At 68.3% G+C, this 23,250-nt stretch carries 22 protein-coding genes; 9 read left to right on the top strand and 13 right to left on the bottom strand.

What is annotated here, in order from left to right:
* Positions 1 to 546 (top strand): ribosome biogenesis factor YjgA, encoded by a 546-nt coding sequence (yjgA, locus tag ACW11F_RS02310; protein WP_456995298.1) that lies wholly within the window; start codon positions 1 to 3, stop codon positions 544 to 546.
* A gap of 30 nt (positions 547 to 576) precedes the next feature.
* Here the strand turns inward: yjgA and tldD are convergent, their stop codons facing one another.
* From tldD to ACW11F_RS02290, 4 genes are all read right to left on the bottom strand, one after another.
* A complete protein-coding gene (tldD, locus tag ACW11F_RS02305) occupies positions 577 to 2,019 on the bottom strand; it encodes a metalloprotease TldD (RefSeq protein WP_456995297.1) in 1,443 nt (480 codons plus the stop codon).
* Positions 2,020 to 2,047: 28 nt separating this feature from the next.
* A complete protein-coding gene (locus tag ACW11F_RS02300) occupies positions 2,048 to 5,848 on the bottom strand; it encodes a YhdP family protein (protein ID WP_456995296.1) in 3,801 nt (1,266 codons plus the stop codon).
* 87 nt (positions 5,849 to 5,935) lie between these two features.
* Positions 5,936 to 7,456, bottom strand: a complete 1,521-nt coding sequence (gene rng, locus ACW11F_RS02295) for a ribonuclease G (protein WP_456995295.1) — start codon at positions 7,454 to 7,456, stop codon at positions 5,936 to 5,938.
* Positions 7,453 to 8,022: a Maf family protein gene (locus tag ACW11F_RS02290; protein WP_456995294.1), complete on the bottom strand. Its 570-nt coding sequence runs from the start codon at positions 8,020 to 8,022 to the stop codon at positions 7,453 to 7,455. Before ACW11F_RS02290 ends, rng begins: the two co-directional genes overlap by 4 nt.
* A 207-nt stretch (positions 8,023 to 8,229) precedes the next feature.
* Here ACW11F_RS02290 and ACW11F_RS02285 point away from each other — a divergent pair, with 207 nt between their 5' ends.
* The 3 genes from ACW11F_RS02285 to ACW11F_RS02275 all read left to right on the top strand — a co-directional run bounded on the left by ACW11F_RS02285 (position 8,230) and on the right by ACW11F_RS02275 (position 9,920).
* Complete coding sequence (locus tag ACW11F_RS02285) at positions 8,230 to 8,907, top strand: SIMPL domain-containing protein (RefSeq protein WP_456995869.1); 678 nt, start codon at positions 8,230 to 8,232, stop codon at positions 8,905 to 8,907.
* 5 nt (positions 8,908 to 8,912) lie between these two features.
* The gene (locus ACW11F_RS02280; protein WP_456995293.1) at positions 8,913 to 9,077 is read left to right on the top strand and encodes a hypothetical protein; all 165 of its coding nucleotides are present in this window, start codon (positions 8,913 to 8,915) and stop codon (positions 9,075 to 9,077) included.
* Between the two features lie 126 nt (positions 9,078 to 9,203).
* Positions 9,204 to 9,920 carry an energy transducer TonB gene (locus ACW11F_RS02275; protein WP_456995292.1) on the top strand — a complete coding sequence of 239 codons (717 nt, stop codon included), beginning with the start codon at positions 9,204 to 9,206 and terminating at the stop codon, positions 9,918 to 9,920.
* 49 nt (positions 9,921 to 9,969) lie between these two features.
* On the opposite strand, the gene rlmH is transcribed toward ACW11F_RS02275, so the two are convergent.
* The 6 genes from rlmH to leuS form a co-directional block, all read right to left on the bottom strand.
* Positions 9,970 to 10,440 (bottom strand): 23S rRNA (pseudouridine(1915)-N(3))-methyltransferase RlmH, encoded by a 471-nt coding sequence (gene rlmH / locus ACW11F_RS02270; RefSeq protein ID WP_456995291.1) that lies wholly within the window; start codon positions 10,438 to 10,440, stop codon positions 9,970 to 9,972.
* A gap of 74 nt (positions 10,441 to 10,514) precedes the next feature.
* Entirely contained in the window at positions 10,515 to 10,910 is a 396-nt protein-coding gene (gene rsfS, locus ACW11F_RS02265) for a ribosome silencing factor (RefSeq protein WP_456995290.1), read from the bottom strand.
* Positions 10,911 to 10,941: 31 nt separating this feature from the next.
* Complete coding sequence (gene nadD, locus ACW11F_RS02260) at positions 10,942 to 11,607, bottom strand: nicotinate-nucleotide adenylyltransferase (protein WP_456995289.1); 666 nt, start codon at positions 11,605 to 11,607, stop codon at positions 10,942 to 10,944.
* Positions 11,604 to 12,641: a DNA polymerase III subunit delta gene (gene holA, locus ACW11F_RS02255; RefSeq protein WP_456995288.1), complete on the bottom strand. Its 1,038-nt coding sequence runs from the start codon at positions 12,639 to 12,641 to the stop codon at positions 11,604 to 11,606. Before holA ends, nadD begins: the two co-directional genes overlap by 4 nt.
* 15 nt (positions 12,642 to 12,656) lie before the next feature.
* Positions 12,657 to 13,202, bottom strand: a complete 546-nt coding sequence (locus tag ACW11F_RS02250) for an LPS-assembly lipoprotein LptE (RefSeq protein ID WP_456995287.1) — start codon at positions 13,200 to 13,202, stop codon at positions 12,657 to 12,659.
* A gap of 121 nt (positions 13,203 to 13,323) precedes the next feature.
* Positions 13,324 to 16,068 (bottom strand): leucine--tRNA ligase, encoded by a 2,745-nt coding sequence (gene leuS, locus ACW11F_RS02245; protein WP_456995286.1) that lies wholly within the window; start codon positions 16,066 to 16,068, stop codon positions 13,324 to 13,326.
* Positions 16,069 to 16,212: 144 nt separating this feature from the next.
* Here leuS and bla point away from each other — a divergent pair, with 144 nt between their 5' ends.
* The gene (bla, locus tag ACW11F_RS02240; protein ID WP_456995285.1) at positions 16,213 to 17,064 is read left to right on the top strand and encodes a class A beta-lactamase; all 852 of its coding nucleotides are present in this window, start codon (positions 16,213 to 16,215) and stop codon (positions 17,062 to 17,064) included.
* A 95-nt stretch (positions 17,065 to 17,159) separates the two neighbouring features.
* Positions 17,160 to 17,411, top strand: a complete 252-nt coding sequence (locus ACW11F_RS02235; RefSeq protein ID WP_456995284.1) for a SemiSWEET transporter — start codon at positions 17,160 to 17,162, stop codon at positions 17,409 to 17,411.
* Here the strand turns inward: ACW11F_RS02235 and ACW11F_RS02230 are convergent.
* Positions 17,380 to 17,976 carry a DUF998 domain-containing protein gene (locus ACW11F_RS02230; protein ID WP_456995283.1) on the bottom strand — a complete coding sequence of 199 codons (597 nt, stop codon included), beginning with the start codon at positions 17,974 to 17,976 and terminating at the stop codon, positions 17,380 to 17,382. The genes ACW11F_RS02235 and ACW11F_RS02230 overlap by 32 nt on opposite strands.
* Before the next feature lie 77 nt (positions 17,977 to 18,053).
* Here ACW11F_RS02230 and trxA point away from each other — a divergent pair, with 77 nt between their 5' ends.
* Together trxA and ACW11F_RS02220 are read left to right on the top strand one after the other, a co-directional pair.
* Positions 18,054 to 18,950 (top strand): thioredoxin, encoded by an 897-nt coding sequence (trxA, locus tag ACW11F_RS02225; RefSeq protein WP_456995282.1) that lies wholly within the window; start codon positions 18,054 to 18,056, stop codon positions 18,948 to 18,950.
* Positions 18,951 to 19,056: 106 nt separating this feature from the next.
* A complete protein-coding gene (locus tag ACW11F_RS02220) occupies positions 19,057 to 19,506 on the top strand; it encodes a DUF4442 domain-containing protein (RefSeq protein WP_456995868.1) in 450 nt (149 codons plus the stop codon).
* Between the two features lie 11 nt (positions 19,507 to 19,517).
* On the opposite strand, the gene ACW11F_RS02215 is transcribed toward ACW11F_RS02220, so the two are convergent.
* Positions 19,518 to 20,849, bottom strand: a complete 1,332-nt coding sequence (locus tag ACW11F_RS02215) for a hypothetical protein (RefSeq protein WP_456995281.1) — start codon at positions 20,847 to 20,849, stop codon at positions 19,518 to 19,520.
* 102 nt (positions 20,850 to 20,951) lie between these two features.
* Here ACW11F_RS02215 and ACW11F_RS02210 point away from each other — a divergent pair, with 102 nt between their 5' ends.
* Positions 20,952 to 21,629 (top strand): DUF502 domain-containing protein, encoded by a 678-nt coding sequence (locus ACW11F_RS02210; RefSeq protein ID WP_456995280.1) that lies wholly within the window; start codon positions 20,952 to 20,954, stop codon positions 21,627 to 21,629.
* A gap of 46 nt (positions 21,630 to 21,675) precedes the next feature.
* Here the strand turns inward: ACW11F_RS02210 and ACW11F_RS02205 are convergent, their stop codons facing one another.
* Complete coding sequence (locus tag ACW11F_RS02205; RefSeq protein WP_456995279.1) at positions 21,676 to 22,998, bottom strand: DEAD/DEAH box helicase; 1,323 nt, start codon at positions 22,996 to 22,998, stop codon at positions 21,676 to 21,678.
* Positions 22,999 to 23,250 lie beyond the last annotated feature (252 nt).

Below are 23,250 nucleotides of genomic sequence, written 5' to 3'. Positions count from 1 at the left end.
ATGCGCGGACACGATCCGGAAACCGGCGAATTTCTTTCCCCCAGCCGCAGCCAGCGGCGGCGCGATGCACTGGACGTGCTGGCACTGGCCCAGGTGCTGGTGGAAAAGAGCCCGGCCGAACTGGAAAAGCTGCCGCTGGACGAGGGCCTGCGCGAGCATGTGCTGGAGGCACGACGGGTGGCTTCGCCGATCGCACGCAAGCGCGCGGTGGCGTTCCTCGCCAAGCAGATGCGCAAGCAGGACGAAGAGGCGCTGACCGCGATCCGTGACGCCATGGATGCCAGCAGCGAAGGTGCGCGCCGCCAGGTGGCGGCGATGCATCGCGCCGAGAGCTGGCGCGACCGGCTGCTGGAAGGCGGCGACGAGGCGCTGGCGGAGTTCATCGCCGAACACCCGCGCGCCGATCGGCAGCGCTTGCGCCAGTTGGTGCGCAACGCGGGCGAAGAGGCGCGCCGCAACAAGCCGCCACGTGCCTTCCGCGAGCTGTACCGCGAAATACTGGCCGCGGGCGAACCCGCCACGGACGAGGAAACGCAAGCATCCTGAGCGCCGACTTGCCAGGCAAGCCGACCCGGCTCATGCACGGGTACCACCCACGGTCAGTTCACTGATCTTGAGCGATGGCTGGCCGACGCCGACCGGCACCGATTGCCCGTCCTTGCCGCACACGCCCACGCCTTCGTCGAGCGCCAGGTCGTGGCCGATCATGGTCACCTTCTGCATCGTTTCCGGGCCATTGCCGATCAGCGTCGCGCCCTTCACCGGCGCCGTGATGCGCCCATCCTCGATCAGATAGGCCTCGGTGGCCGAGAACACGTACTTGCCGCTGGTGATGTCGACCTGGCCTCCGCCGAAGTTCACCGCGTACAAGCCGCGCTTGACCGAGCGGATCATGTCCTCGGGATCGTCCTGCCCGGCCAGCATGTAGGTATTGGTCATCCGCGGCATCACCAGATGGGCGAATGATTCGCGGCGACCATTGCCGGTCGGCGCCATGCCCATCAGGCGCGCGTTCAGCGTGTCCTGCATGTAGCCGGTGAGCACCCCGTCCTCGATCAGCGGCGTGCAGCGCGTCGGCGTGCCCTCGTCATCGATGTTCAACGAGCCGCGACGACCGGGCAGCGTGGCGTCATCGACGATGGTCACGCCCGGCGAGGCCACGCGCTGGCCCATGCGCCCGGCATAGGTCGAGGTGCCCTTGCGGTTGAAGTCGCCTTCCAGGCCATGCCCGACCGCCTCGTGCAGCAGCACGCCGGTCCAGCCGTTGCCGAGCACCACCGGCATCACGCCGGCCGGGGCATCGACCGCTTCCAGGTTCAGCAAGGCCTGGCGCAGCGCTTCACGGGCGAACTGCTCGGGGCGCCCGTCGCCGAGCAGTTCGGCATAGGCGTGGCGACCACCGAAACCGGCATAACCGGATTCACGACGACCGTCCTGCTCCACGATCACCTGGATGTTCATGCGCACCAGCGGTCGCACGTCGGCGGCCAGCACGCCGTCGCTGCGCGCCACCAGCACCGTGTCCAGTGCCGCCATCAGGCTGACCATCACCTGGCGCACACGCGGGTCGGCTGCGCGCAGCAGCGCATCGACGCGACGCAGCGCTTCCACCTTGGCTTCATTGCCCAGCGCATCGATCGGGTCCTGCGCGCGATACAGCGCATTGCCATCGCCGACGACCAGCGCCTGTGCCTGCACCGGGCCGCCATCACGCGCAATCGCGCGTGCCACCCCGGCGGCGTTCAGAAGTGCCGGCGCGTCGATCTCGCCGGAATAGGCAAAGCCGGTCTTCTCGCCACTGATCGCGCGCACGCCCACGCCCTGCTCGATCGCGTGCGCGCCGTTCTTGACGATGCCGTCCTCCATCGACCAGCTCTCGCGGCGCGAGTGCTGGAAATACAGGTCGCCGAAATCGGCGCCACCACCGAGCAGGGTGGAAAACGCGCGTTCGATGTCGGCAAGCGCCAGGCCCGTGGGCGCCAGCAGACGGGATTGGGCCAGACTCAGGGCTTGGGTCATGCATCACCTTCCATGCGGGGCGACGCGCTCAGGGCGACGCACCATTGCGGGCACTGGCCTGCGGACGGGCCAGCACTTCAACCTTGGGATTGTCCCACGGTCCGGTCACGCGGTAGGTCCTCGCCCCGACCTCGCTGAGCGGCTTCTTCAGCACCGCATTGGCCACCGCGCCCACCGCCGCACCGACCGGGCCGCCGGCCAGTGCGCCGGCCACGGTCAGCAGGTTGCCGGTTCGCGGTTTGACTTCGATGGTCTGATCGAAACGTTGCGCTCGCAGGTCGGTCTGACCGCTGATCTCGATCCGTGCGGCCGGCCCTTCGATGCTGAAGTCCTCGCTGCGTGCCTGCCCCCCGCTGAAGTCCAGGTGGCCACGGATGCGGTCGAAGGCGAAGCCCTTGTCGAAGAAGTCGCGGAAGTCCAGCGTCAGGCGCTGCGGCAGCCGGGCCAGGCTGAGCAGGCCGAGCACACGCCCGGCGCCGGGTTCGAGCTCCACCAGCTGGCCGTCGCGGATGTCCAGATCCAGCGTGCCCTGCAGCGAGGTCGGCGAGAAGTCGGCCGGTGCCCCGGTCCAGGTCAGTTCGCTGCGCACTTCGCCATGGCCCTTGCGCACCTGGCCGTCGATGCCGAGACGGCTCGCCAATGCACCGAAATCGCTGCTGTGCACGCGCGCCTGCAATCGGGTGTGCGTCTGCTCGCCCTGCCCGCTCCACAGCCCGGAAACATGCAGCGACTGCCCCGGTGCATCCACGGTCAAGGCTTCGATCTGCATCCCCGCGGCTTGCGGGCGTGTATGCAGTGCCATCCGGCCCAGCGCCTTGCCGTTCAGACGCAATTCGTCCACGGTGATGTCGAGCGGCGGCACCTTGGCCGGTTCGATGTCGTTTGCTTCGCCGTGCGTCGGTCCTGCCGGCCCCGTCTGCACCCGCGCCAGCGCGAAATCGGCACGTTGGAAACGGCCGATGATCGGCGCAGCGCTGGCGCGCGGGATATCCAGGCGCCCACTCAGGCTGGCCGCATCGACCTGCAGCTGGCGGCCGGCGGCCGAGGGTGACAGTTGCAGGCGCGCATTGGCATGGCGCTGGCCGAGCAGCAGCAGCTGGCCGGCCCGCACATCGACATGCACCGGTCCCAAGCCCGGCCCTTCATTGTCCGCGCCGACCCAGCTCGCCCAGGCCAGCGCATCCAGCTGCTCGGCCCGGCCGGTCACCACCAGGCCGTGCGCAGGCGCGGGCTCGGCCACCGCACCACCGCCGAGGCGTGCGCGGATGCCGTTGCGGCCCTGCCGGCTGCGCGCGCGCAGGGCGATGCGCTGACCCAGCCGCACATCGACCTCGCCACTGTCCAGCGGCATCGGCAGCGAAACCTGCGTTGCCAGCGGCTCGGCCGCCGGTTTGCCCAAAGGCGCCGGCAGATCGATCGCGGTGCCGACGAGATTTGAACTCAGGCGCAGCTGGCTGGGCCGCGCGCGCGCCGCATCCGCTTCCAGTGGCAGCGCGACATCCACGTTCCATTGCGAGTGCCCACGAAGCCACGGCTTGAGCCACTCCAGATCCGGTGCCTGCGCGAGCAAGGCCTCCACGCCCAGTCGCGCCGAGAGGTCGGCTTCGAAGGCATGGCCGCGCTCACGCACATGGCCCACGCCCGCGCGCAGGCCCAGTTGCCCCGGCTGGCTTTCATGGCGCACCGCCAGCCCTTCGGCACTGAACCCGTTGCCGTCGTAGCGCGCCCTGCCACGCACATCGTGGAACACCAGCCCGAGTTCGCGCTCGCTCAGGGTCACGCCATCCAGGCGGACTTCGCCATCGATGCGCTGCGGCGGCGCGCCTTCATGGAAAGGCTGGAACAGGTTGAAGCTGGCCTGTGCCGGGCCGCTGGCCGCGACCCGCGCCAGGGTCGGGCCGAGACTCTTCTCCAACGGGCTGGCGCGCAACAGCGCCAGCATGCGTGCCGCGTCGCCCTGCCCGCGCGCAGCGATCTCCAGCCCATCGCGCTCGAAATTCGCGATGCGCGCACTCACCTCATCCACGTTCACGCCGGCCAGGCTGCCACTGCCGCTGATCGCCATCCCCGGACCGATGAAGGCCGCATGCAGGCGCGCAGCCTCGACCGGCGGCCAATCCGGCTGGAAGCGCAGGTGCCCGCCCTCGATGTCGGCACGCGCCTCGAAGCGGCCATTGGCCGCGGTGAACGGCCAGTCGTCCAGGTCGCCACTGACGATCGCACGCGCATTGCGCACGCGCCCGCCGAGCAGCGCCATGTCCAGCCACTCGACCGCCTCGCGCGGCATCAGGTGGCGAATCCAGAACTTCTTCGCCACCGGTACCGCGGCTTCGTCGATGCTGGCGGCAATGTCGATCCACGGCCGGCTGCCATCGTTCTGGAACCACAGCCCGCCACGCGCGTGGCCGCGATAGCCATCACCGTCGATGTCGAGCGCCTCAGTGCCCAGGCGCACGCCCGCGCCCTCGCGCCACAGTGTCACGCGGCCGCGGGCGCGCAGCGGGTGCGCCGGGCCGAATCCGCTCGGCCAGTCGAACACCATGCCTGCCTCGGGATCGAGTTCGAGGCTGAGCCCATCGCCATCGCCGCGCAGGTTGCCGGCGACACCACTCAGGCCCGGCGCATCGCCAACCGGCTTGAAGCCGAACCCGCTGGCCTGCGCGTGCAACAGATCCAGCCGGCCTTGAGTTCCACGCACTTCCAGATCATGCAGTTCGCCTTGCGGCTGCGCGCGTCCCAGCCAGTGACGCAGGCCGGTGGGCAGGCGATCGCTGAGATCGAGCACCGCCAGCAATGGCCCCACGGCCAGATGCGGTGCCCGGCCCGCCCACTGCTGGCCATCCGCGCGCATCTGCAGGCCATCCATGCGCAGTTCGCGGCCCTCCATGCGCCAGGCCAGCTCCGGTGCCGCCAGCATCCAGCCTTCACCCTCGCGCGCGAAGCGCATGCGCTGGCGCAGGCGCTCGATGCCGACCTCGGCCAGCGCACCCGGCGCCGGATCCACCGGCTGCAACGCGACATCGCGCAGGTCGGCACGGGTGGTGACCGCCTGCACCCGGCGCGCGGCCAGCTCCATCCACGCCTCGGCACGCCCCTGTCCGGCCACCAGTTGCACACCCTGCCAGCGCAGCAGCTGCGACCAGCCGGCCAGATCCAGGCGACGTGCACCGAGGTATACCCGGCCATCGCCGCGCTCGCGATCCATGTCCAGGCTGCCCTGCAGCGGTGCGCCGTTCTCTTCCGGCCAGGCACGCACCCCGGCGCGCAGGCGCGACCCGCTCACCTGCAGGCGCAGATCGATGCGTGGCACGCTGACATCCACGCCACGCGCCAGCACCCGCAGCCGCCCACCGATCACCTGCAATTCGCCCAGTGCCTCGAGGCGGTCGAGTGCATCACCGTCACCGGCTTGTTGCCCGGGCAGGCCATGCACGCGCCACTCGCCGGCATCATCGCGCTCCAGCGTCAGCGACAACCCATGCAGACGCAGTTCGGTCAGGCGCCGCCCCGGCAGCCAGCCGGCATAGGGCGCGACCAGCACTTCGGCCTGGCCCACCGGAATCGCTTCGGATTCGGCCCCGACGCGCAGGTCGGACAACTGCAGCAGCGGCCCGCGCCGGGTCCATTGCCCACGCAGGCCGGAAAATGCGATCGGCTGCCCCGCCTTGTGTGAAAGCCACGCAGCCACCCGCGCCGGGTGTGCCTCCAGCCAGCGCAATCCCTGAGTCGCCGCACCCACGGCCAGCGCCAGCAACAACGCCAGCACGGCAAAGCCGTACCAGGCCGACTTGCCGGCCACGCGCAATCCGCGACGTACCCGGGTCGGCATCAGCTGGCCCTCGCGATGCCGTGTGCAGTGCAGCGGCGGCATTCGAAGCTGTGCACGACGGCGCGCGAGCGGGCCGGCAGCGGCGCGCTAGAGCAGCACCACATCGTATTGCTCCTGCGAATACTGCTCGTCGGCCTGGAAACGGATCGACTTGTCGAGGAACTCCTCCAGCTCGGCAACCGCGGCCGACTCCTCCTCGGTAATGCGATTGACCACGTGCGAGGACGCGATCACCAGCAGGCGATCGGCCTCGAACTGGCGCACCGCGCGGGTGATCTCGCGGAAGATCTCGTAGGTCACCGTTTCGGCGGTCTTCAGCGTACCGCGACCGCCGCACTGGCCGCATGGCTCGGACAGCTGCCGTTCCAGGCTTTCCACCGTGCGCTTGCGGGTCATTTCCACCAGCCCCAGTGGCGAGAAGTCATGCACGCTGGTCTTGGCGTGGTCCTTGGCCAGCGACTTCTCCAGCATGCGCAGCACCTGACGACGGTGCTCGGGCTCATGCATGTCGATGAAGTCGATGATGATGATGCCGCCCAGATTGCGCAGACGCAGTTGCCGCGCCAGCGCCTGTGCCGCCTCCAGATTGGTGCGATACACCGTTTCCTCCAGCGTGCGCTGGCCGAGGAAACTGCCGGTATTGACGTCGACCGTGGTCATCGCCTCGGTCTGGTCGATGACCAGGTAACCGCCGGATTTGAGCGGCACTTCCTTCTGCAAGGCGCGCTGGATCTCGTCCTCGACGCCGTACAGGTCGAAGATCGGGCGTGCGCCGGTGTAATGCTCGATCCGCACCGCCAGGCTTTCCGTGTTGTCCGCCGAGTCATCCGGGCCCGGCATGTACTGCGCAGCGAAGGCACGCAGACGCTCGAAGGTTTCGCGCGAATCCACGCGCACCTTTTCCACGTCACGGCGGATCAGGTCACGCACCGCGCGCAGCGGCAGGCTGAGATCCTCGTACACGCACTCGCCGACCTGCGCCTCGCGCGCACGCCGCTCGATCAGTGCCCAGACCCGGCTCAGATAGGCAATGTCCTCGGCCAGTGCCTCGGAGGACTGGCCCTCGGCATTGGTGCGCACGATGTAGCCGGCGGCCGCCGACAACGACAGCTCGGCGACCAGGGTCTTCAATCGCGTGCGCTCGATCTCGTCCTCGATCCGCGCCGACACGCCGATCACCCGCGATTGCGGCAGCAGCACCAGATAGCGCGAGGGGATGCTGATCTGCGTGGTCAGGCGCGCACCCTTGCTGCCGATAGGATCCTTGAGCACCTGCACCACGATGTCCTGGCCATCACGCAGCAACTCGGTGATCGGGCGCGGGGCGGTCAGCGTCGGTGGTTCTTCCAGATGCTCCTCATCCTTGCCCACCGCGACCGTGGGCCGGTGGATGTCGTTGGCGTGCAGGAAGGCCGCGCGCTCCAGGCCGATGTCGACGAACGCCGCCTGCATCCCCGGCATCACCCGCTGCACGCGGCCCTTGTACAGGTTGCCGACCACGCCGCGACGCCAGCCGCGTTCAATGTGCAGCTCCTGCAACATGCCGTTCTCGACCACCGCCACCCGCGTTTCGCGCGGGGTCACGTTGACCAGGATTTCCTCGCTCATGCGGCGACCCCGAATTCCCGCAACAGCCGCGCGGTCTCGTTCAATGGCAGGCCCATGACCCCGGAGTGACTGCCCGACAGATGCCGCACGAAGGCCTCGGCGGCGCCCTGGATGGCGTAACCGCCCGCCTTGCCGCGCCACTCACCGCTGGCAAGGTAGCGATCGATGCGTGCCGCATCCATTTCGTCGAAGCTGACCTCGGACACCGACACGGCACGCGCCTCGCGCCCGGCCGACAGCAGCCACACCGCGGTGGCCACCTGGTGGGTGCGGCCGGACAAGCGGGCCAGCATCGCCGCGGCCGCCGCGGCGTCGGCCGGCTTGCCGAACACCTCGTCATCGAGGATGACTTCGGTATCGGCGGCGAGCACCAGTGCACCCGGTGCGCCGAGTACCTGCAACAGCCCGGCGCCGGCCTTTTCCCGGGCCACCCGTGACACGTAATCCAGCGCCGGCTCGCCCGGCCCGCGCTGCTCGGGCAGGTCGAGTTCCAGGCGGCCGAAATCCAGCCCGAGACGGGCCAGCAGTTCGGCGCGGCGCGGGGAGCGTGAGGCAAGATGCAGCATGTGGGCAGGATAACCCGGCGAAGCTGGCTGGCAGGCGTCCGGCAGCGCGCGGGCATGAACGGACGGCAACCACAGGCCGCGACACGACCCCGATTGCAATCACGAACCGTTAACCGCTGCGATTCCACCCTTGTTCCCCATGCTCAGGAGTATCACGTGAAACCACGTTCGCTGTTGCTTGCCTTCGCCCTTGCCGCCGGAGCCTCCATGCCCGCCGCCCATGCCCAAACCCCCGCCGCGATCGCCAGTGCCGACGGCACCCTGCTTTCGGTCAGCGCCGAAGCCAGTGCCAAGCGCGTCCCCGACGTCGCCACCATTTCCACCGGCGTGGTCACGCGCGCGGCCGACACCAGCACGGCGATGAACCAGAACGCCGAGCAGATGAGCAAGGTGATGGCGGCACTGAAGCAGGCCGGCATCCCCGAGCGCGACATCCGCACCAGCGGCATCAGCCTCAACCCCGATTACCGCTACCGCGAAAACGAGCCGGCGCAGATCGTCGGCTACCAGGCGCGCAATACCGTGAGCGTCAAGGTGCGCGATATCCGCAAGCTCGGGCGCATCATCGACACGCTCGTGGCGCAGGGTGCCAATGAAATCAACGGGCCGAGTTTCGAGATCGACAAACCCGACGAGGCGTATGACGAAGCGCGCCGCGCGGCGCTGGAAAAAGCACAGGCACGTGCCGAAATGTATGCCAAGACACTCGGTCTGCGCGTGCGCCGCATCGTCAGCATCGACGAGAGCAGCGGCGGCTACCGCCCGCCGGTGCCGATGATGCGGGCGATGGACTCGGCCGTGGCGGCGCAGGCGGAAACCGCGGTGGCGCCGGGCGAAAGCAGCCTTTCGGTCACCCTCAACCTTGTTTTCGAATTGGGCCGCTGAGAACGATGAACACACCACGCAAACCCGATGAGCGCTCCGGCTACGCCGAGAAAACCCCACGCGACCGCAAACAGGCGCAGCAACCCGAGCCACGCGCGCCGCGCAATCCGGACGAAGGCGGGCTGGATCGCGATCCCGAACCGGAAGTCACCCGCGACGACACGGACTGAAACCCCGATCCATCGCCCGGACATGCCGAGGGCCGCCATGCGGCCCTCCTTCCTTGCCCGCCGCAAACCCCATCCGCCGCACTCATGCGTTCTTCCTGACAAGCCCTCTTGCAAGGAAACGCCATGATGACTCGGCCTGCCCCCGTCCACGCCCGGCACATGCGGCCGGATGCAGGACCTCGCCTTGACCCCACGCGCATTGCCGCCAGCAGCGCGGCCATCGCGGTGCATCTGATCGCATTCGGGCTGCTGCTGGTCCCGCTGGCACCGCGCATCGCGCCCATCGGCGATGCAGTGCGCATGCCGGTGGTCTGGATCGAGCCGAAACCCGAACCCGTCACCGAGCCGCCACCGGAAGTGCCGCTCGAGGAGCGGCTCGACAAGCCAGCACCGACCCGGCCGTCGCGTCCGGACCTGCCCCTGCGCAGCGACAGCCCGCAGCACAGTGCGGCGCCGGCGATCATTGCCCAAGCCCCTGCCTCGCTGCCTGCGGCGGTGGGCGAGAGCATCGCCGACAGCTTGCCCGGTACGGCCTCTCCGGCGATTGACGCTGCTGCCATGCCCGTCGGCATCGCGCTGCAATACCGGGTCAATCCCTCACCCGCCTATCCGCGCGAAGCCCTGCGCAACCAATGGCAGGGCACCGTGGTGCTGCGCGTGCTGGTCGACGAGCGCGGCCATCCGCTCGAAGTGACGGTGGAAAGCAGCAGCGGACAGCGTGTGCTCGACCGCGCCGCACGCGATCAGGTGTTGCGCCATTGGCGCTTCGTTCCGGCGCAGCGTGACGGCCGGCCGATCCGCGCCATCGGCCGGGTGCCGGTCGCCTTCGTGCTCAACGGATAGGGCCGGCAATGCCGCGCGCACCGACGCGCGCGGCGCTCTGCTGCGCGACTCAGCTGCGGTGGTAGGGATGGTTGCCGAGCATCGACACCGCGCGATAGAGCTGCTCGGCCAGCACCAGCCGCACCAGCATGTGCGGCAGGGTCAACGGGCCCAACGACCAGCGCTGGTCGGCGGCGGCCAGCACCTCCGGCGCGTGCCCATCCGGGCCACCGATGAGGAAAGCGAGCTCACGGCCCTGGCCACGCCAACGCTCCAATTGCCGCGCCAGTTCCTCGGACGACCAGGCCTGACCACGCCCGTCCAGCGCCACCACCCATGCGCCCTTGGGCAAGGCCGACAGCACCCGGCTGCCCTCCTCGGCCATCGCGCGTGCAGGATCGCGGCCCTTGCCGCGTATCCCCGGGGTGATTTCGATCAGTTCCAGCGGCAGGCCATGGGCCAGGCGCTTGCGGTATTCGGCGAAGCCCTCGGCGACCCAGCCCGGCGCGCGCTCCCCCACCGCGATCAGTCGGCATTTCATGGCCCTGTCGACGACGACACGCGGTCAGCGACGTGCATCCGGCTGCATGAGCCGACGGCTGCGCCCACCGGCACTCAGGGCGCTTCTTCGGGGGGCTCGTCGCCTACCGTCCACAGCCGTTCCAGCGCGTAGAACTCGCGTACCCGCGGCAGCATCACGTGAACCACCACATCGCCGAGGTCGACCAGCACCCACTCGGCCTCCTGCTCGCCCTCGATGCCCAGCGGCTGGTAGTCGAGCCGCTTGGCGAACTTGACCACTTCCTCGGCGATCGACTTCACGTGCCGGGTCGAGGTGCCGGATACCACCACCATGTAATCGCAGACGCTGCTCTTGCCGCGCACGTCCAACTCGGCGATGTCCTGGGCCTTGATGTTGTCCACCGCTTCGAGCACGGTCTTGAGCAACACCTCGACCGGCGGCACGGGATCGGGGGAACGGGTCTTGATGACTTGGGCTTGGTTGGCCAAACGGATTTTCTCGACTGGGTTTCCGGCGATTCTAGCGCGTCGGCGCTGCTGCGCCGTAGAGCGCATGGCGGCGGATGTAGTCCGCGACGGCCGGCGGCGTCCACGCCTGCCAGTCATCGCGTGAAGCGATGCGTCGCCGCAGCTCACTGGACGATTCGCGGCGCAAGGGCATTTCCAGCTGCAGCAGGCGACCTCCCGGCGTGGCGTGCAGGTGATCCGCCTGCGCCGTCCAGCGCCCGGCGGTGGCCGCGGCGAGCTCCGGCGGGAGCCGCGCCGGTTCGATGTCACTGCCCGGTCGCCCGACGATCACCAGGTGCGCCAGTTCGACCAGTTCGCGCCAGCGGCGCCAGCCCGGCAGGCCGAGGAAGCTGTCGGCGCCCAACAGCAGGGCGAGCGGCGTGCGTGTGCCCAGCTCGCGGCGCAGCTCCAGCAGGCTGTCGATGGTCCAGGAAGGGCCGTCGCGACGCAGTTCGCGCGCATCCACCGCCAGCCCCGGCTCAGCGGCCACCGCCAGTTCCAGCATCGCCAGGCGCTGCATGGCATCGGCGCGGGTCGGGCCCTTGTGCGGCGGGTCGGCCGCCGGCATCAGCCAGACCTGCGCCTTGAGACGGTCACGCGCGCAACGCGCCACCGCCAGGTGCCCGTTGTGCAGCGGATCGAAGCTGCCGCCGTACTGGATGCGCAGATCGTGCTTCACGCGGCCAGCAGGCGCAGCGCACGCGGTTCGGCCACCGCCACCAGCAGGCGTTCCAGCGCCAGCCAGGCATCGCCCGCCTCGCGTCCCTTGGCGATGCGATCGACACGCCCGGCTTCGGCGAGCAGGCGTGCCCAGCGGCTGGCATCGTGGCGCTTGAGCGCGCGCAGGAACAGGGCCTGCTTGGCATCCCAAATGCGCTGTGCCTTGAACTCGGCATTGAGGTTGCCGCCCCGTGCCTGCACCTGGGCCAGCTTCTGCGCGGTATTGAGGGTATTGACCACCATGCCGAGCAGGGCTGGCACGGCGTCGCCTTCGGCACGCAGGCCGGCCAATATCCGCGAGACTTGCGCCGGCTGGCCATTGAGCGCGGCGTCGGTCAGGCGGAATACGTCGAAGCGCGCAGCATCGGCCACCAGTGCCTGCATCTGTTCCACGTCGAGCACGCGCCCTTCGGCCAGCAGCGCCAGCTTGTCCACCTCCTGTGCGGCGGCCAGCAGGTTGCCCTCGACCCGTGCGGCCAGCAACGCGATGGCATCGCGGTCGGCGCGCACACCGCGACTGCGCAGACGCCGCTCGACCCAGTCGACCAGTTCATGCGGCTTCACCGGCCAGGCCACCGCGACATGGCCGACGCGGGCGACGGCTTCGCTCCACTTGCCGGCATGCGTGCGACTCCAATCGCCGCCCACCAGCAGCAGGGTGACACCCTCGACCGGCGCCGCGCAGTATTCGCTGATCAGCTTTGCCCCGGCCACGCCCGGCTTCCCGGCGGGCAGCCAGACCTCGATCAGGCGCTGCGGGCTGAACAGGCTGGGCGCATGCAGGCTGGCCTCGAGCCCGCCCCAGTCCCAGCTGCGTGAATCACCCTCGAAGTTGTGCACTTCGCGCTCGGCGCAGCCATTGGCACGCGCGTGCGCGCGGATCGCATCCACGGTTTCGAGCACCCGCAGCGGCTCGCCCCCCGCCACCAGGTACACCGGGCGCAACGGCTCCTGCGTCAGTTGCGCGACCAGTTGCTCGGGCTTGAGCTCCACCGCCGCCCTGCCCGCTCAGTCGACCGGATCGGGGACGATGTCGATCGCCTTCGCATCCCCGTCCTGCAAGGATCGCGTGGCGACATGGATGCGGCGCAGGATTGCCGCGGTCATCTCGCGACGCATTTCGTTGGCCAGCAGCTCGCGCTCGTTGGCAGTGCCGACCGTCTCGCTGGGCGAGGAAATGTAGTCGCGGGAAAGTTCGATCACTTGCCGCGGCACCACATCGCGTCCGTCGCCATCACGCAATGCGAACACGGTGGCGTAGTGCAAGCTGAACTCCAGGCCGCGGCCACGCGCGTCGATGCTCACCGGCAGGTCGCCCCAGCGCTCGGAAATGATCTCCAGCCGGGCCACGCCGGTGGTGGCGGATGGGTCGGCCGGCGCCGCGGCGCCGGCGCGGGTCAGCGCCTCGGACAGGTTTTCGGCCAGCGGGCTGTAGGGGTTGGACGACACCACTCGCACTGGACCGATGTCCTGCGGCAGCGCCAGCGGCTTGCGCAGATGGAAGCCGCAGCCGGCCAGCAGCACGACCAGGGCGGGGACGAGGATTCGTTTCATCCGCGCAGTCTGGCGGAGCGATGCGCGCGGGGCAAGCGCGACACGCAGGCATCGGCCGTGGCGCCGCCGTCACGTTCATCTGCCATTTGCCGCCGTGCGGCACGCATCCCCGGCATGCGGCTCAGACCACGATGTTGACCACCCGGCCCGGCACCACGATCACCTTCTTCACCGCCTGGGTGCCAAGGAACTCGGCCACCGAGGGCACCGCCAGCGCGGCGGCCTCGATGTCCTCGCGCGCGGCATCGGCGGCGATCTCCAGCTGGCCGCGCAGCCGGCCGTTGACCTGCACCGCCAGGGTCACCGCATCGCTTTGCAGGGCCTCGGCATCGGGCTGCGGGAACGGCACGTCCTCGAGCACGGTTTCGGCATGGCCGAGCACCTGCCACAGCGCATGGCTGATGTGCGGGGTGATCGGATTGAGCATCAGCACCAGGGCTTCGAGGGCCTCGTGGCGCACCGCGCGCCCTTGCGCGCTCGCGCCGTTGAACTTGCCCAGGTGATTGAGCAGCTCCATGCACGCGGCGATGGCGGTATTGAAGGCATGCCGGCGCTCGTAGTCGTCACCCACCTTCTTCAACGTCTGGTGCAGCTGGCGACGCAGCGCCTTCTGCGCGGGATCCAGCGCGCCCGGCTCGAGCGCCGGCGCGGCACCCTGCGCGGCATGCGCATGGACATCGCGCCACAGCCGGCGCAGGAAGCGGCTCATGCCCTCGACGCCGGCCTCGTTCCATTCCAGCGACAGCTCCGGCGGCGCGGCAAACATCGAGAACAGGCGCACGGTGTCAGCGCCGTACTTGTCGACCATCGCCTGCGGATCGACGCCATTGTTCTTCGATTTCGACATCTTCTCGACCGAACCGACGAACACCGGCTGACCGTCCGCCTTCAGCCGCGCGCCGACGACCTTGCCCTTCTCGTTGCGCTCGACATCGACTTCCGCCGGATTGAACCAGTCGCGGTTGCCGCTGGGCTCCTCGCGGTAATAGGTGTCCGCGACCACCATGCCCTGGGTCAGCAGGCGGCGGGCCGGCTCGTCGCTGGACACCATGCCGGCGTCACGCAACAGCTTGTGGTAGAAGCGGAAATACATCAAGTGCAGGATCGCGTGCTCGATGCCGCCGATGTACTGATCCACCGGCAGCCAGTAGTCGGCGCGGGCATCGACCATGTCAGCGGCACCCGGCGAGGCGAAGCGCGCGTAGTACCAGCTCGACTCCATGAAGGTGTCGAAAGTGTCGGTTTCGCGCTCGGCGGGGCCGCCGCAGCCCGGGCAGGTGGTCTTGCGCCATTCGGGATCGGCCTTGATCGGGCTGACCACCTGGCCACTGGCGAAGGCATCGGCGACATCCTCCGGCAGCACCACCGGCAGCTGGTCTTCCGGCACCGGCAGTGCGCCGCAGTCCGGGCAATGGATCACCGGGATCGGGCAACCCCAGTAGCGCTGGCGCGATACGCCCCAGTCGCGCAGGCGGTAATTGACCCGGCGCTTGCCGCTGCCCTCGGCCTCGAAGCGCGTGGCCAGCGCCTCGAATGCGTCGCGGAAACCCAGCCCGTTGTATTCGCCCGAATTGATCAACGCGCCGTAATCGACATACGCGCCCGCGTCGTTGATCGAGTCCAGGTATTCACGCACCACGTCCACCGCCGCATCGGTGTCGTACACGTCCAGCGCCCCCTGCCGGCCCAGTGCGGCCTGCATCGGGTCGGCGTGCTCGGCGACATCGTCGGCGATGTCGAGCAGTGCATCACGCACCGCCGGTGGCGCGATCACCGGCTTGATCGGCAGGCCATAGGCCTTGGCGAACTCCCAGTCACGCTGATCGTGCGCCGGCACGCCCATCACCGCGCCGGTGCCATAGCCCATCAGCACGAAGTTGGCGACGTAGATCGGCAGGTCTTCGCCGGTCAACGGATGGCGCGCCCACTGCCCGGTGGCCATGCCACGCTTCTCCTGCACCTCCAGCTCGGCCTCGGACACCCCGCCCTTGGCCAGTTCGGCAATGAATTCGGCCAGCTGCGGATTGCCCTGCGCGGCCTTGCGCGCCAGCGGATGCTCGCCGGCGATGGTGAGGAAAGTGACGCCGAACAGGGTGTCCGGGCGCGTGGTGAACACGGTCAGCGGGGTGTCCTCGCCATCGACCGCGAAGCCGATTTCCAGCCCCTCGCTGCGCCCGATCCAGTTGCGCTGCATGATCTTGACCGGCTCGGGCCAGCCCTCCAGCGTGTCCAGACCCTGGAGCAGCTCATCGGCATAATCGGTGATGCGCAGGAACCACTGCGGAATCTCGCGCTTTTCCACCAGCGCACCGGTACGCCAGCCGCGGCCGTCGATGACCTGCTCGTTGGCCAGCACGGTCTGGTCCACCGGGTCCCAGTTGACCACCGCGTTCTTGCGGTAGGCGATGCCCTTCTGCATCAGGCGCACGAACATGCGCTGCTCGTGGACGTAATACTCCGGAGCGCAGGTGGTCACCTCGCGGCTCCAGTCATAGGCGAAGCCCAGGCGATCAAGCTGGCCGCGCATGTGGCGGATGTTGGCGTAGGTCCATGCCGCCGGCGCGGTCTTGTTGCGGATCGCGGCGTTTTCCGCCGGCAGCCCGAACGCATCCCAGCCCATCGGCTGCAGCACGTTGTGCCCGGTCATGCGCTTGTGGCGGCTGATCACGTCGCCGATCACGTAGTTGCGCACGTGGCCCATGTGCATGGCGCCACTGGGGTACATGAACATCGACAGGCAGTAGAACTTGGGCTTGTCGCTGGCCTCGTCCACTTCGAACGCGCGCACCTGCTGCCAGTGCTGCTGCGCGGCGGCCTCGACGGAGGCGGGGTCGTAGGCGGGAATCGGGCTGGAGTCTGAGGACATGGCGGTGCCACAAGCGAAGCGGGAATGAGACTTCGCAGACTACCGCAGCGCAGCATGTGCGTCATCCGCCCGGTGCCATTTCGCACGCCCGCGCCAGGCATTGCCCATGCGCGTGATAGCCTTGCGTCTCTTCAGGGAGCGCCCATGTTCAAACTGTTCGCAGCGATCATGCTTGGCGGTGCGTTTTCAAACGCTTTTGCAGAAGGCACCCTGGACGACAAGCTTGCAGACCTTGAATCCCGATACGGTGCAAGGATCGGGGTTGCACTGACCGATCATCACGGAAATCTCCTTTACGGCTATCGAGCCGATGAACGCTTCGCCATGTGTTCGACGTTCAAGCTGCCGTTGGCAGCGCTTGCGATGCATGCGGCGGATATCGGCGAGCTCGATGCAAATGAACAGCTGCATTACACGGAAAGTGAAATCGATCAGTACGCACCTGCCGCGAAGCGTTATCTGGCCACGGGTTTCATGACCGTTCGCGAGGCGAACCTCGCCTCACTCCAGTTGAGCGACAATACGGCGGCAAACTTGCTGCTGGCGAGGCTCGGCGGCCCAGGTTCGGTGACGAAATTCTTCAGGCTGCTTGGGGACAACGTCAGCCGACTGGACCGAAACGAGCCTGCTCTGAACAGCAATCTGGACGGTGATGTGCGCGACACGACCACGCCCGGCTCGATGTCTCGAAACGTGGCACGGCTTGTTTACGGGGATGTCCTGCACTCCCGTTCTCGCGAGGAACTTGCGCGCATGCTGGTTGGCAACACCACGGGCGACTCGACGATTCGGGCAGGCCTTCCCCGGGACTGGATCGCAGGTGACAAAACGGGATCGTGTGCCAAGGGCGGACGCAATGATGTGGCATTCCTGATTGCGCCAAGCGGAAACAAGTATGCATTGTCCGTTTATCTGAATGCCCCTTCCTCGAAAGAGGATGAGCGCAATGCAGTCATTGCGACGACGGCAAACCTTCTGCAAGCGTCCTTCAAGTAGTCCCACGCACAGCTCCGCCCGTCCAGGCCGACCCGTTTCGTGACCCCTCAACTCAAGTGTTACCGTGCGCGCAGGCTTCCCCTGCGAGCATGCCCATGTCCCTGGAATGGATCGGCTATCTGGCCGCCACGTTGACCACGCTGGCGTTCGTCCCACAAGCATTGAAAACCATCCGCAGCCGCGATACCTCGGGCATATCGCTGGGCATGTACGTGGTGTTCCTGCTTGGTATCGCCTGCTGGTTCGGCTACGGGCTGGTGCTGGGTTCGTGGCCGATGATCCTCGCCAACCTCGTTACCTTCGCACTGGCCTCGATCATCCTGCTGTTGAAGCTGCGCCACGGCTGAGCACCTGCGTCAGCCATGCACACAACACCAGCCACGCCGCGACCCCGAGGCGTTGCGCCAGGCCCGGCGGCCACAGCGCGGGGGCGCCCAGCATCAGCAGCGGCACGCACGAGGCGAGCAGCAATGCGCCAAGACGCAGGCTGCGCGGCAGTTCGCGCGCCACAACCAGCAGCAGCGCCGACAGCGCCCAGGCCAGCTGCCACAGCATCCACGCCAGGGCATGCAGGCGGTTGCCCGCCTCATCCGCCACCTGCGCCAGGTCGAGCACGAACACGCCCTGCAATGCATACGCCAGCGCGGCCAGCAGCCCGGTTTGCAGGGCCATCCGCAGCCACCAGCCGGCACCTTGGCGCAGACGCCCGCGCAGGCGCCATTGGTTGATGGCGAGCAGCACGCCGGGCAGCAGGAACAGCAGTGCATTGGCCACGCCCGCGGCCGGCATGCCACGTGCCCCCAGCACGCCCAGCGCATGACGCAGATGCGAATAGCCCTCCAGCCGCGCGCCCTGCAGCCACGCACCAAGCAGCACGCTCACAACCGCGAGCAATACCAGCCACGCCCTCATCGCGCCCCCGCCTGCTTGCAAAACACGCTCGCCGTCGCCATTGATAGAGCCGTACCCGCGATTGAACGGACGCCATGATGACCGATTCCCTGCTCGACCCCCACGCCGACACCGCCGCCGCGACGCATGTGTTCGATGCCACCGCCGCGAATTTCGAAGCGGATGTGATCCAGGCCTCGTTGCAGATGCCGGTACTGGTCGACTTCTGGGCCACCTGGTGCGGCCCGTGCAAGACCCTGGGGCCGATCCTCGAGAAGCTGGCCGCCGAATACAACGGTGCCTTCCGCCTGGCCAAGGTGGACGTGGACCAGGAGCAGCAACTGGCCGCCGCGTTCCAGATCCGCTCGGTGCCGACGGTGATGCTGGTCAAGGACGGACAACTGGTCGATGGCTTTCCCGGCGCGCTGCCCGAGGGCGAGCTGCGCCAGTTCCTCGCCTCGCATGGCATCCAGCCCGCCGCGGGTGGCGATGCGGCACAGCTCGAGCCCGAAGCACCGCGCGACCCGCAGCAGGAAGTGCAGCGCCTGCGCAAGCAGGTCGAGGCCCATCCGCAACAGGACGAGCACAAGCTGGACCTGGCCGTGGCGCTGCTCGCCATCGGCGCCGCCGACGAGGCAAAGGCGTTGCTCGATGCCCTGCCCGCCAACCTCGCCACCGACGACCGCGCCATCACGGCGCGTGCACGGCTGGGCTTTGCTGCCCTGCTCAAGGACGCGCCGCCACGCGAGGTGCTGCAGCAGGCGATCGCCGCCAACCCGGGCGACCTCAAGGCGCGCCACCTGCTCGGCGTGCAGGAAATCGTCAGCGGCGACCCGGCCGCAGGGCTGGAACAGTTCATGGAGATGCTGCGCCGTGACCGCCAGTTCGAGGACGGCTTGCCGCGCACCGCCTTGATCGATGCCTTCCGCATCCTCGATGACCCGACCCTGGTGTCCCGCTACCGCCGTCAGATGTCCTCGTTGCTGCTGAGCTGAAGGCGTCGCGCCGGATTGTTGCCCGCGGCTTGATTCCCGCCATTCGCATGCGTATTGTTCGCCGGTCGCCGCCTGTCGCGGCGCTGTGACCCCTGTTTCCATGCAAATGACCCCTCGCCTGCTGCGCATGGGCATGAACCTGTGGCCGCCCTACCTGTTCAGCGGCATCCACGTGACCCATATCGGCGCGGACTGGCGCAGCGCGCGGGTGGAGCTGCGCCTGCGTCCATGGAATCGCAATTACGTCGGTACCCAGTTCGGCGGCAGCCTGTTCGCCATGACCGACCCGTTCTGGATGCTGCTCGCGCTGCATGCGCTACCGCGTGACTATGTGGTCTGGGACAAGGCCGGCGAGATCGAATTCGTCAAGCCCGGTCGCAGCACCGTGCATGCCGAGTTCCGGCTGCAGCAGTCCGTCGTCGATGAGCTCATCGCCGCCGCGGCGGACGGCGACAAGGTCCTGCGCTGGTTCGACACCGACGTGATCGATGCCGAGGGCGAGCTCGTCGCCCGCGTGCGCAAGCAGCTTTACGTGCGCAAGAAGCGCGGGCGTTGAAGTCCGGCCACTCAATCCCCGTCGACACGCGAACCGGGCAACGGGATCAGCCAGCTCGGCGATTCCGCGTACTGCGCCGAGATCAGCGACAAGCGGATCGCGCGTGCCTGCTCATCGAGTTCAAGCACGTGGGCCGGGGCACGGCTGTGGCTCGGCAATGAATCGATCAACCCGGGCCCTTGCGCCAACACCTCGGGATGCTCGCGCAGCCATACCAGCCCGCCCATCAGGCGCAGCAACGCGGCATGGTCGCGCACCCGCTCGCCGTAATCGGACAGACCATGGGCAGCCCCCGCGACGATGCAGCCCATCCAGTTGGCAACGCACGGCAAGCGCAGCCTGCGAAACTCGCCCGTGGCCGGCATCGGCTGGTCGGCGGCGAGGCGCGCGATGTTGTCCGCTTCGCAATACGCGGCCAGTTCGGTGGCCAGCATGGCGCGGGTGCTGGCGGGATCGAAGATCAGGCCGATGTTGGTGCCCGACTTCCTCGCCTCGTCGAGGGTGATGTCCACGGCCTGCGCGCGCACCGCGAACTCACCGCGCATCGCTTGGCACAAGGAGGTATCCGCCGGCTGCAGCGGGGCGAAGGCCTGCCGGCATTCATCCGGCAAGGGAGCATCGAGCGGCATCTCCGCCAGCATGTCGGCGGCAAGGCGTGCATAGCCCTGCGCGGCATACGCATCCGCGACCATTGCCACCACCAGCATGTCGGTCTGCGTACGCAGCCGACGCAGATCGGCGATGCGCGCACAGGTCGATGCCAGGGCCGGCAGGTGCTCGCCACGGGCAAAACGCACGGCATAGGCGGTCGCCGGCTCGTAAATCAGCTTCAAGGGCGGGAACGGCGCGAACAGATGTGCCGGGAAGGTGCTGCGTACATGGTCGCCATCGGTGATCGCCTCGATCCGCGCGATGCGCGCCGCACCGGCTTCGACAAGTGCGCTGTACTCGGCCAGATCGGCACGCACCTTGGCCAGACAGGCTTCGCTGCCGCGGCAGAATTGCAGATCGGCCGGCCATTCGGGTGCATCGCTGGGCCAGTGCGTCGCTGCCACGCTGACGAAGCTGCTTCCGCTCCATTCTTCGTTGCCCTCGCCGGACCGCGATGCGCGGAAACGGGCCACGTCTTCGGCGAGTACCCGTTCACGCTCATCGGCGGGCACGGGGAAATCGGCCAGCCAGAATGCGGCGAAGGCATTGCGCCCGGCGGGTTGCCAGGTCTGTTCCATCAACGCGAGTGCGGAACGCTCCGCGCGGCTGGCGCCGAGCATTCGCGACAGTCCCCAGACGGCGACGACGCCGACCAGAAACAGCACCAGCCCGAGTGCAACCCGTTTCAACATGCCCCACCCCAACTTGATGTTGCCGTCATGCATATCACCACAACTTCGACACCGGCAAGCCCGTGCCCCATGCAATCACGGCATGAGCACTAGAATGACGCCATGCCGCCGACCGCTTCCGCCCAATCCCGCTTCGCCAAGCTGTTCCTGACCGGGCTCCTGACCCTGCTGCCGTTGTGGCTGACCTGGGTGGTATTGCGCTTCGTGTTCGTGCTGATGTCCGATGCCAGCCGGCCCTGGGTGGAGCCGCTGCTGCACGGGATTGCACGTGCTTCGCCACAGACGCTCGGCTGGTTGACCGACGAATGGGTCAGTTTCGCGGTGGCGCTGCTCGGCACCGTGGGCCTGATCCTGCTGGTCGGCGTGCTCGGCCGGCTGGTGGTCGGCCAGCGCATGCTTGGCTGGTTCGAAACCTTCATCGCGCGCATTCCGCTGGCCAGCACCATCTACGGCAGTGCACGCAAGCTGCTGGACATCCTGCAGACCTCGCCCGATGGCACCCAGCGCGTGGTGCTGATCGACTTCCCCAGCCCGGAGATGAAGGCGGTGGGCTTCGTCACCAAGGTCATCCGCGAGGCCGGCACCGGCCGCGAGCTGGCCGCGGTGTACGTGCCGACCACGCCCAACCCGACCTCCGGCTACCTGGAGATCGTGCCGGTGGATCGCATCACGCCCACCAACTGGACGGTGGACGAGGCGATGAGTTTCATCATTTCCGGTGGCGCGGTCTCGCGCGACGAAATCCCGTTCGAGCGCGGCCCGGCGCAGGACGACGCCTGACACGAGCTGCCGTGGCGGCGACGCGCACGGCAAGCGGATGCGCTGATCAGGCCGAAGCCGCCGGACGCCGGCGACGACGCCCCTTGACGCCGGGCTTGGGCCCGGCATGCGGCTTGGCACGCGCCTCCTGCGGCTTGCCATGCCCACGATGCGCGGGCTTCGGCGCCGCGCCGCGACGCTGCCCGCCGCCGCGGCCGCCATTGGCGGGGCGCGGGCCGTTGAAGCGCAGCGGCTCGGCCGGCACGTAGCCGTCCAGTTCCTCGATGCGCACATCGGCCTTGAGCAGTTTCTGGATGTCGCGCAGCAGCGGCCCCTCTTCCGGTGCCACCAGCGAAATCGCCTCGCCGTCCATGCCGTTGCGGCCGGTGCGGCCGATGCGGTGCACGTAGTCTTCGGCCACCATCGGCAGGTCATGATTGACCACCAGCGGCAGCGCCGGAATGTCGAGCCCGCGCGCGGCGACGTCGGTGGCCACCAAGATCCGGGTACGCCCGGACTTGAACGCATCCAGCGCTTTCTGCCGCGCCGCCTGGCTCTTGTTGCCGTGGATCGCCAGCGCCGGCAGGCCGGCCTTGTCCAGCTGCTCGGCGAGGCGATTGCAGCCGTGCTTGGTCTTGCCGAACACCAGCACGCGATCCTGCGGCCGCGCGGCCAGCAAGTCGATCAGCAGCTCGCGCTTGCGCGCGGCGTCGACCGGATGCACGCGGTGCACGATGGTATCGGCGATGGCGTTCTGCGCCGCCACCTGCACTTCACGCGGCTCGCGCAGGTACTCCAGCGCCAGCGCCTTGATCCGCGGCTCGAAGGTGGCCGAGAACAGCAACGTCTGCCGCTGCGCCGGCACCCGCGCCAGGATGCGCTTGATCGAAGGCAGGAAGCCCATGTCGAGCATGCGGTCGGCCTCGTCCAGCACCAGCACTTCGACCGCATCCAGCTGCGCGGTGCCGCGCTGCAGGTGGTCGATCAGGCGGCCCGGACAGGCCACCAGCACGTCCACGCCACGGCGCAGGTTGTCGATCTGCGGCTGCATGCCGACGCCGCCGAACAGCATGGTCACGTTCAGGCGCAGGTAGCGGGCATAGGTCTTGAGGTTGTCGGCCACCTGCACCGCCAGCTCGCGGGTCGGCACCAGCACCAGCGCGCGCGGCTTGCGCGGACCCTTGGCCGGCGTCGCCTTGGCCAGGCGTTGCAGCAGCGGCAGGCCGAAGGCGGCGGTCTTGCCGGTGCCGGTCTGCGCCGCGCCGAGCACGTCGTGGCCGGCCAAGACCAGCGGGATCGCCTGCTGCTGGATCGGGGTCGGCGTGTGGTAGCCGGTATCGGCCAGCGCATGCAACAGGGCGGGCGCAAGCCCGAGGGTTTCAAAGTTCATTGGTCACTCCAAAGCAAAGCACCCGCCGCGATTGCCGATGTGCAATCGGTGGCAGGTGTACCCGGAGCTTTCCCAACCGCGCTGCGAGTAGCGATGACATCCGCGCCGGATGGGCGGATGTGTCAGGCGCGACGAAAGACGTGCGGAGCAAGGCCCGAAGCCGAAATCGGCCGAGGGCGGCGAGCCGTGGAAAACGGGCCAGCCGTGCGCTGATCCGCCCATTGTAGGGCAAACGCCGCATTCAGGTGGATG

Source organism: Luteimonas sp. e5 (assembly GCF_054031035.1).
The sequence above is the reverse complement of the archived record's forward strand: the minus strand, read 5'-3'. Positions and strand labels throughout refer to the sequence as shown.

Excerpts from the sequence above, each read along its gene's own strand:
- yjgA (WP_456995298.1), top strand. The coding sequence starts at position 1 with ATGCGCGGACACGATCCGGAAACCGGCGAATTTCTTTCCCCCAGCCGC.
- tldD (WP_456995297.1), bottom strand. The coding sequence starts at position 2,019 with ATGACCCAAGCCCTGAGTCTGGCCCAATCCCGTCTGCTGGCGCCCACG.
- ACW11F_RS02300 (WP_456995296.1), bottom strand. The coding sequence starts at position 5,848 with ATGCCGACCCGGGTACGTCGCGGATTGCGCGTGGCCGGCAAGTCGGCC.
- rng (WP_456995295.1), bottom strand. The coding sequence starts at position 7,456 with ATGAGCGAGGAAATCCTGGTCAACGTGACCCCGCGCGAAACGCGGGTG.
- ACW11F_RS02290 (WP_456995294.1), bottom strand. The coding sequence starts at position 8,022 with ATGCTGCATCTTGCCTCACGCTCCCCGCGCCGCGCCGAACTGCTGGCC.
- ACW11F_RS02285 (WP_456995869.1), top strand. The coding sequence starts at position 8,230 with ATGCCCGCCGCCCATGCCCAAACCCCCGCCGCGATCGCCAGTGCCGAC.
- ACW11F_RS02280 (WP_456995293.1), top strand. The coding sequence starts at position 8,913 with ATGAACACACCACGCAAACCCGATGAGCGCTCCGGCTACGCCGAGAAA.
- ACW11F_RS02275 (WP_456995292.1), top strand. The coding sequence starts at position 9,204 with ATGACTCGGCCTGCCCCCGTCCACGCCCGGCACATGCGGCCGGATGCA.
- rlmH (WP_456995291.1), bottom strand. The coding sequence starts at position 10,440 with ATGAAATGCCGACTGATCGCGGTGGGGGAGCGCGCGCCGGGCTGGGTC.
- ACW11F_RS02250 (WP_456995287.1), bottom strand. The coding sequence starts at position 13,202 with ATGAAACGAATCCTCGTCCCCGCCCTGGTCGTGCTGCTGGCCGGCTGC.
- leuS (WP_456995286.1), bottom strand. The coding sequence starts at position 16,068 with ATGTCCTCAGACTCCAGCCCGATTCCCGCCTACGACCCCGCCTCCGTC.
- bla (WP_456995285.1), top strand. The coding sequence starts at position 16,213 with ATGTTCAAACTGTTCGCAGCGATCATGCTTGGCGGTGCGTTTTCAAAC.
- ACW11F_RS02235 (WP_456995284.1), top strand. The coding sequence starts at position 17,160 with ATGTCCCTGGAATGGATCGGCTATCTGGCCGCCACGTTGACCACGCTG.
- ACW11F_RS02230 (WP_456995283.1), bottom strand. The coding sequence starts at position 17,976 with ATGAGGGCGTGGCTGGTATTGCTCGCGGTTGTGAGCGTGCTGCTTGGT.
- trxA (WP_456995282.1), top strand. The coding sequence starts at position 18,054 with ATGACCGATTCCCTGCTCGACCCCCACGCCGACACCGCCGCCGCGACG.
- ACW11F_RS02220 (WP_456995868.1), top strand. The coding sequence starts at position 19,057 with ATGACCCCTCGCCTGCTGCGCATGGGCATGAACCTGTGGCCGCCCTAC.
- ACW11F_RS02215 (WP_456995281.1), bottom strand. The coding sequence starts at position 20,849 with ATGTTGAAACGGGTTGCACTCGGGCTGGTGCTGTTTCTGGTCGGCGTC.
- ACW11F_RS02210 (WP_456995280.1), top strand. The coding sequence starts at position 20,952 with ATGCCGCCGACCGCTTCCGCCCAATCCCGCTTCGCCAAGCTGTTCCTG.
- ACW11F_RS02205 (WP_456995279.1), bottom strand. The coding sequence starts at position 22,998 with ATGAACTTTGAAACCCTCGGGCTTGCGCCCGCCCTGTTGCATGCGCTG.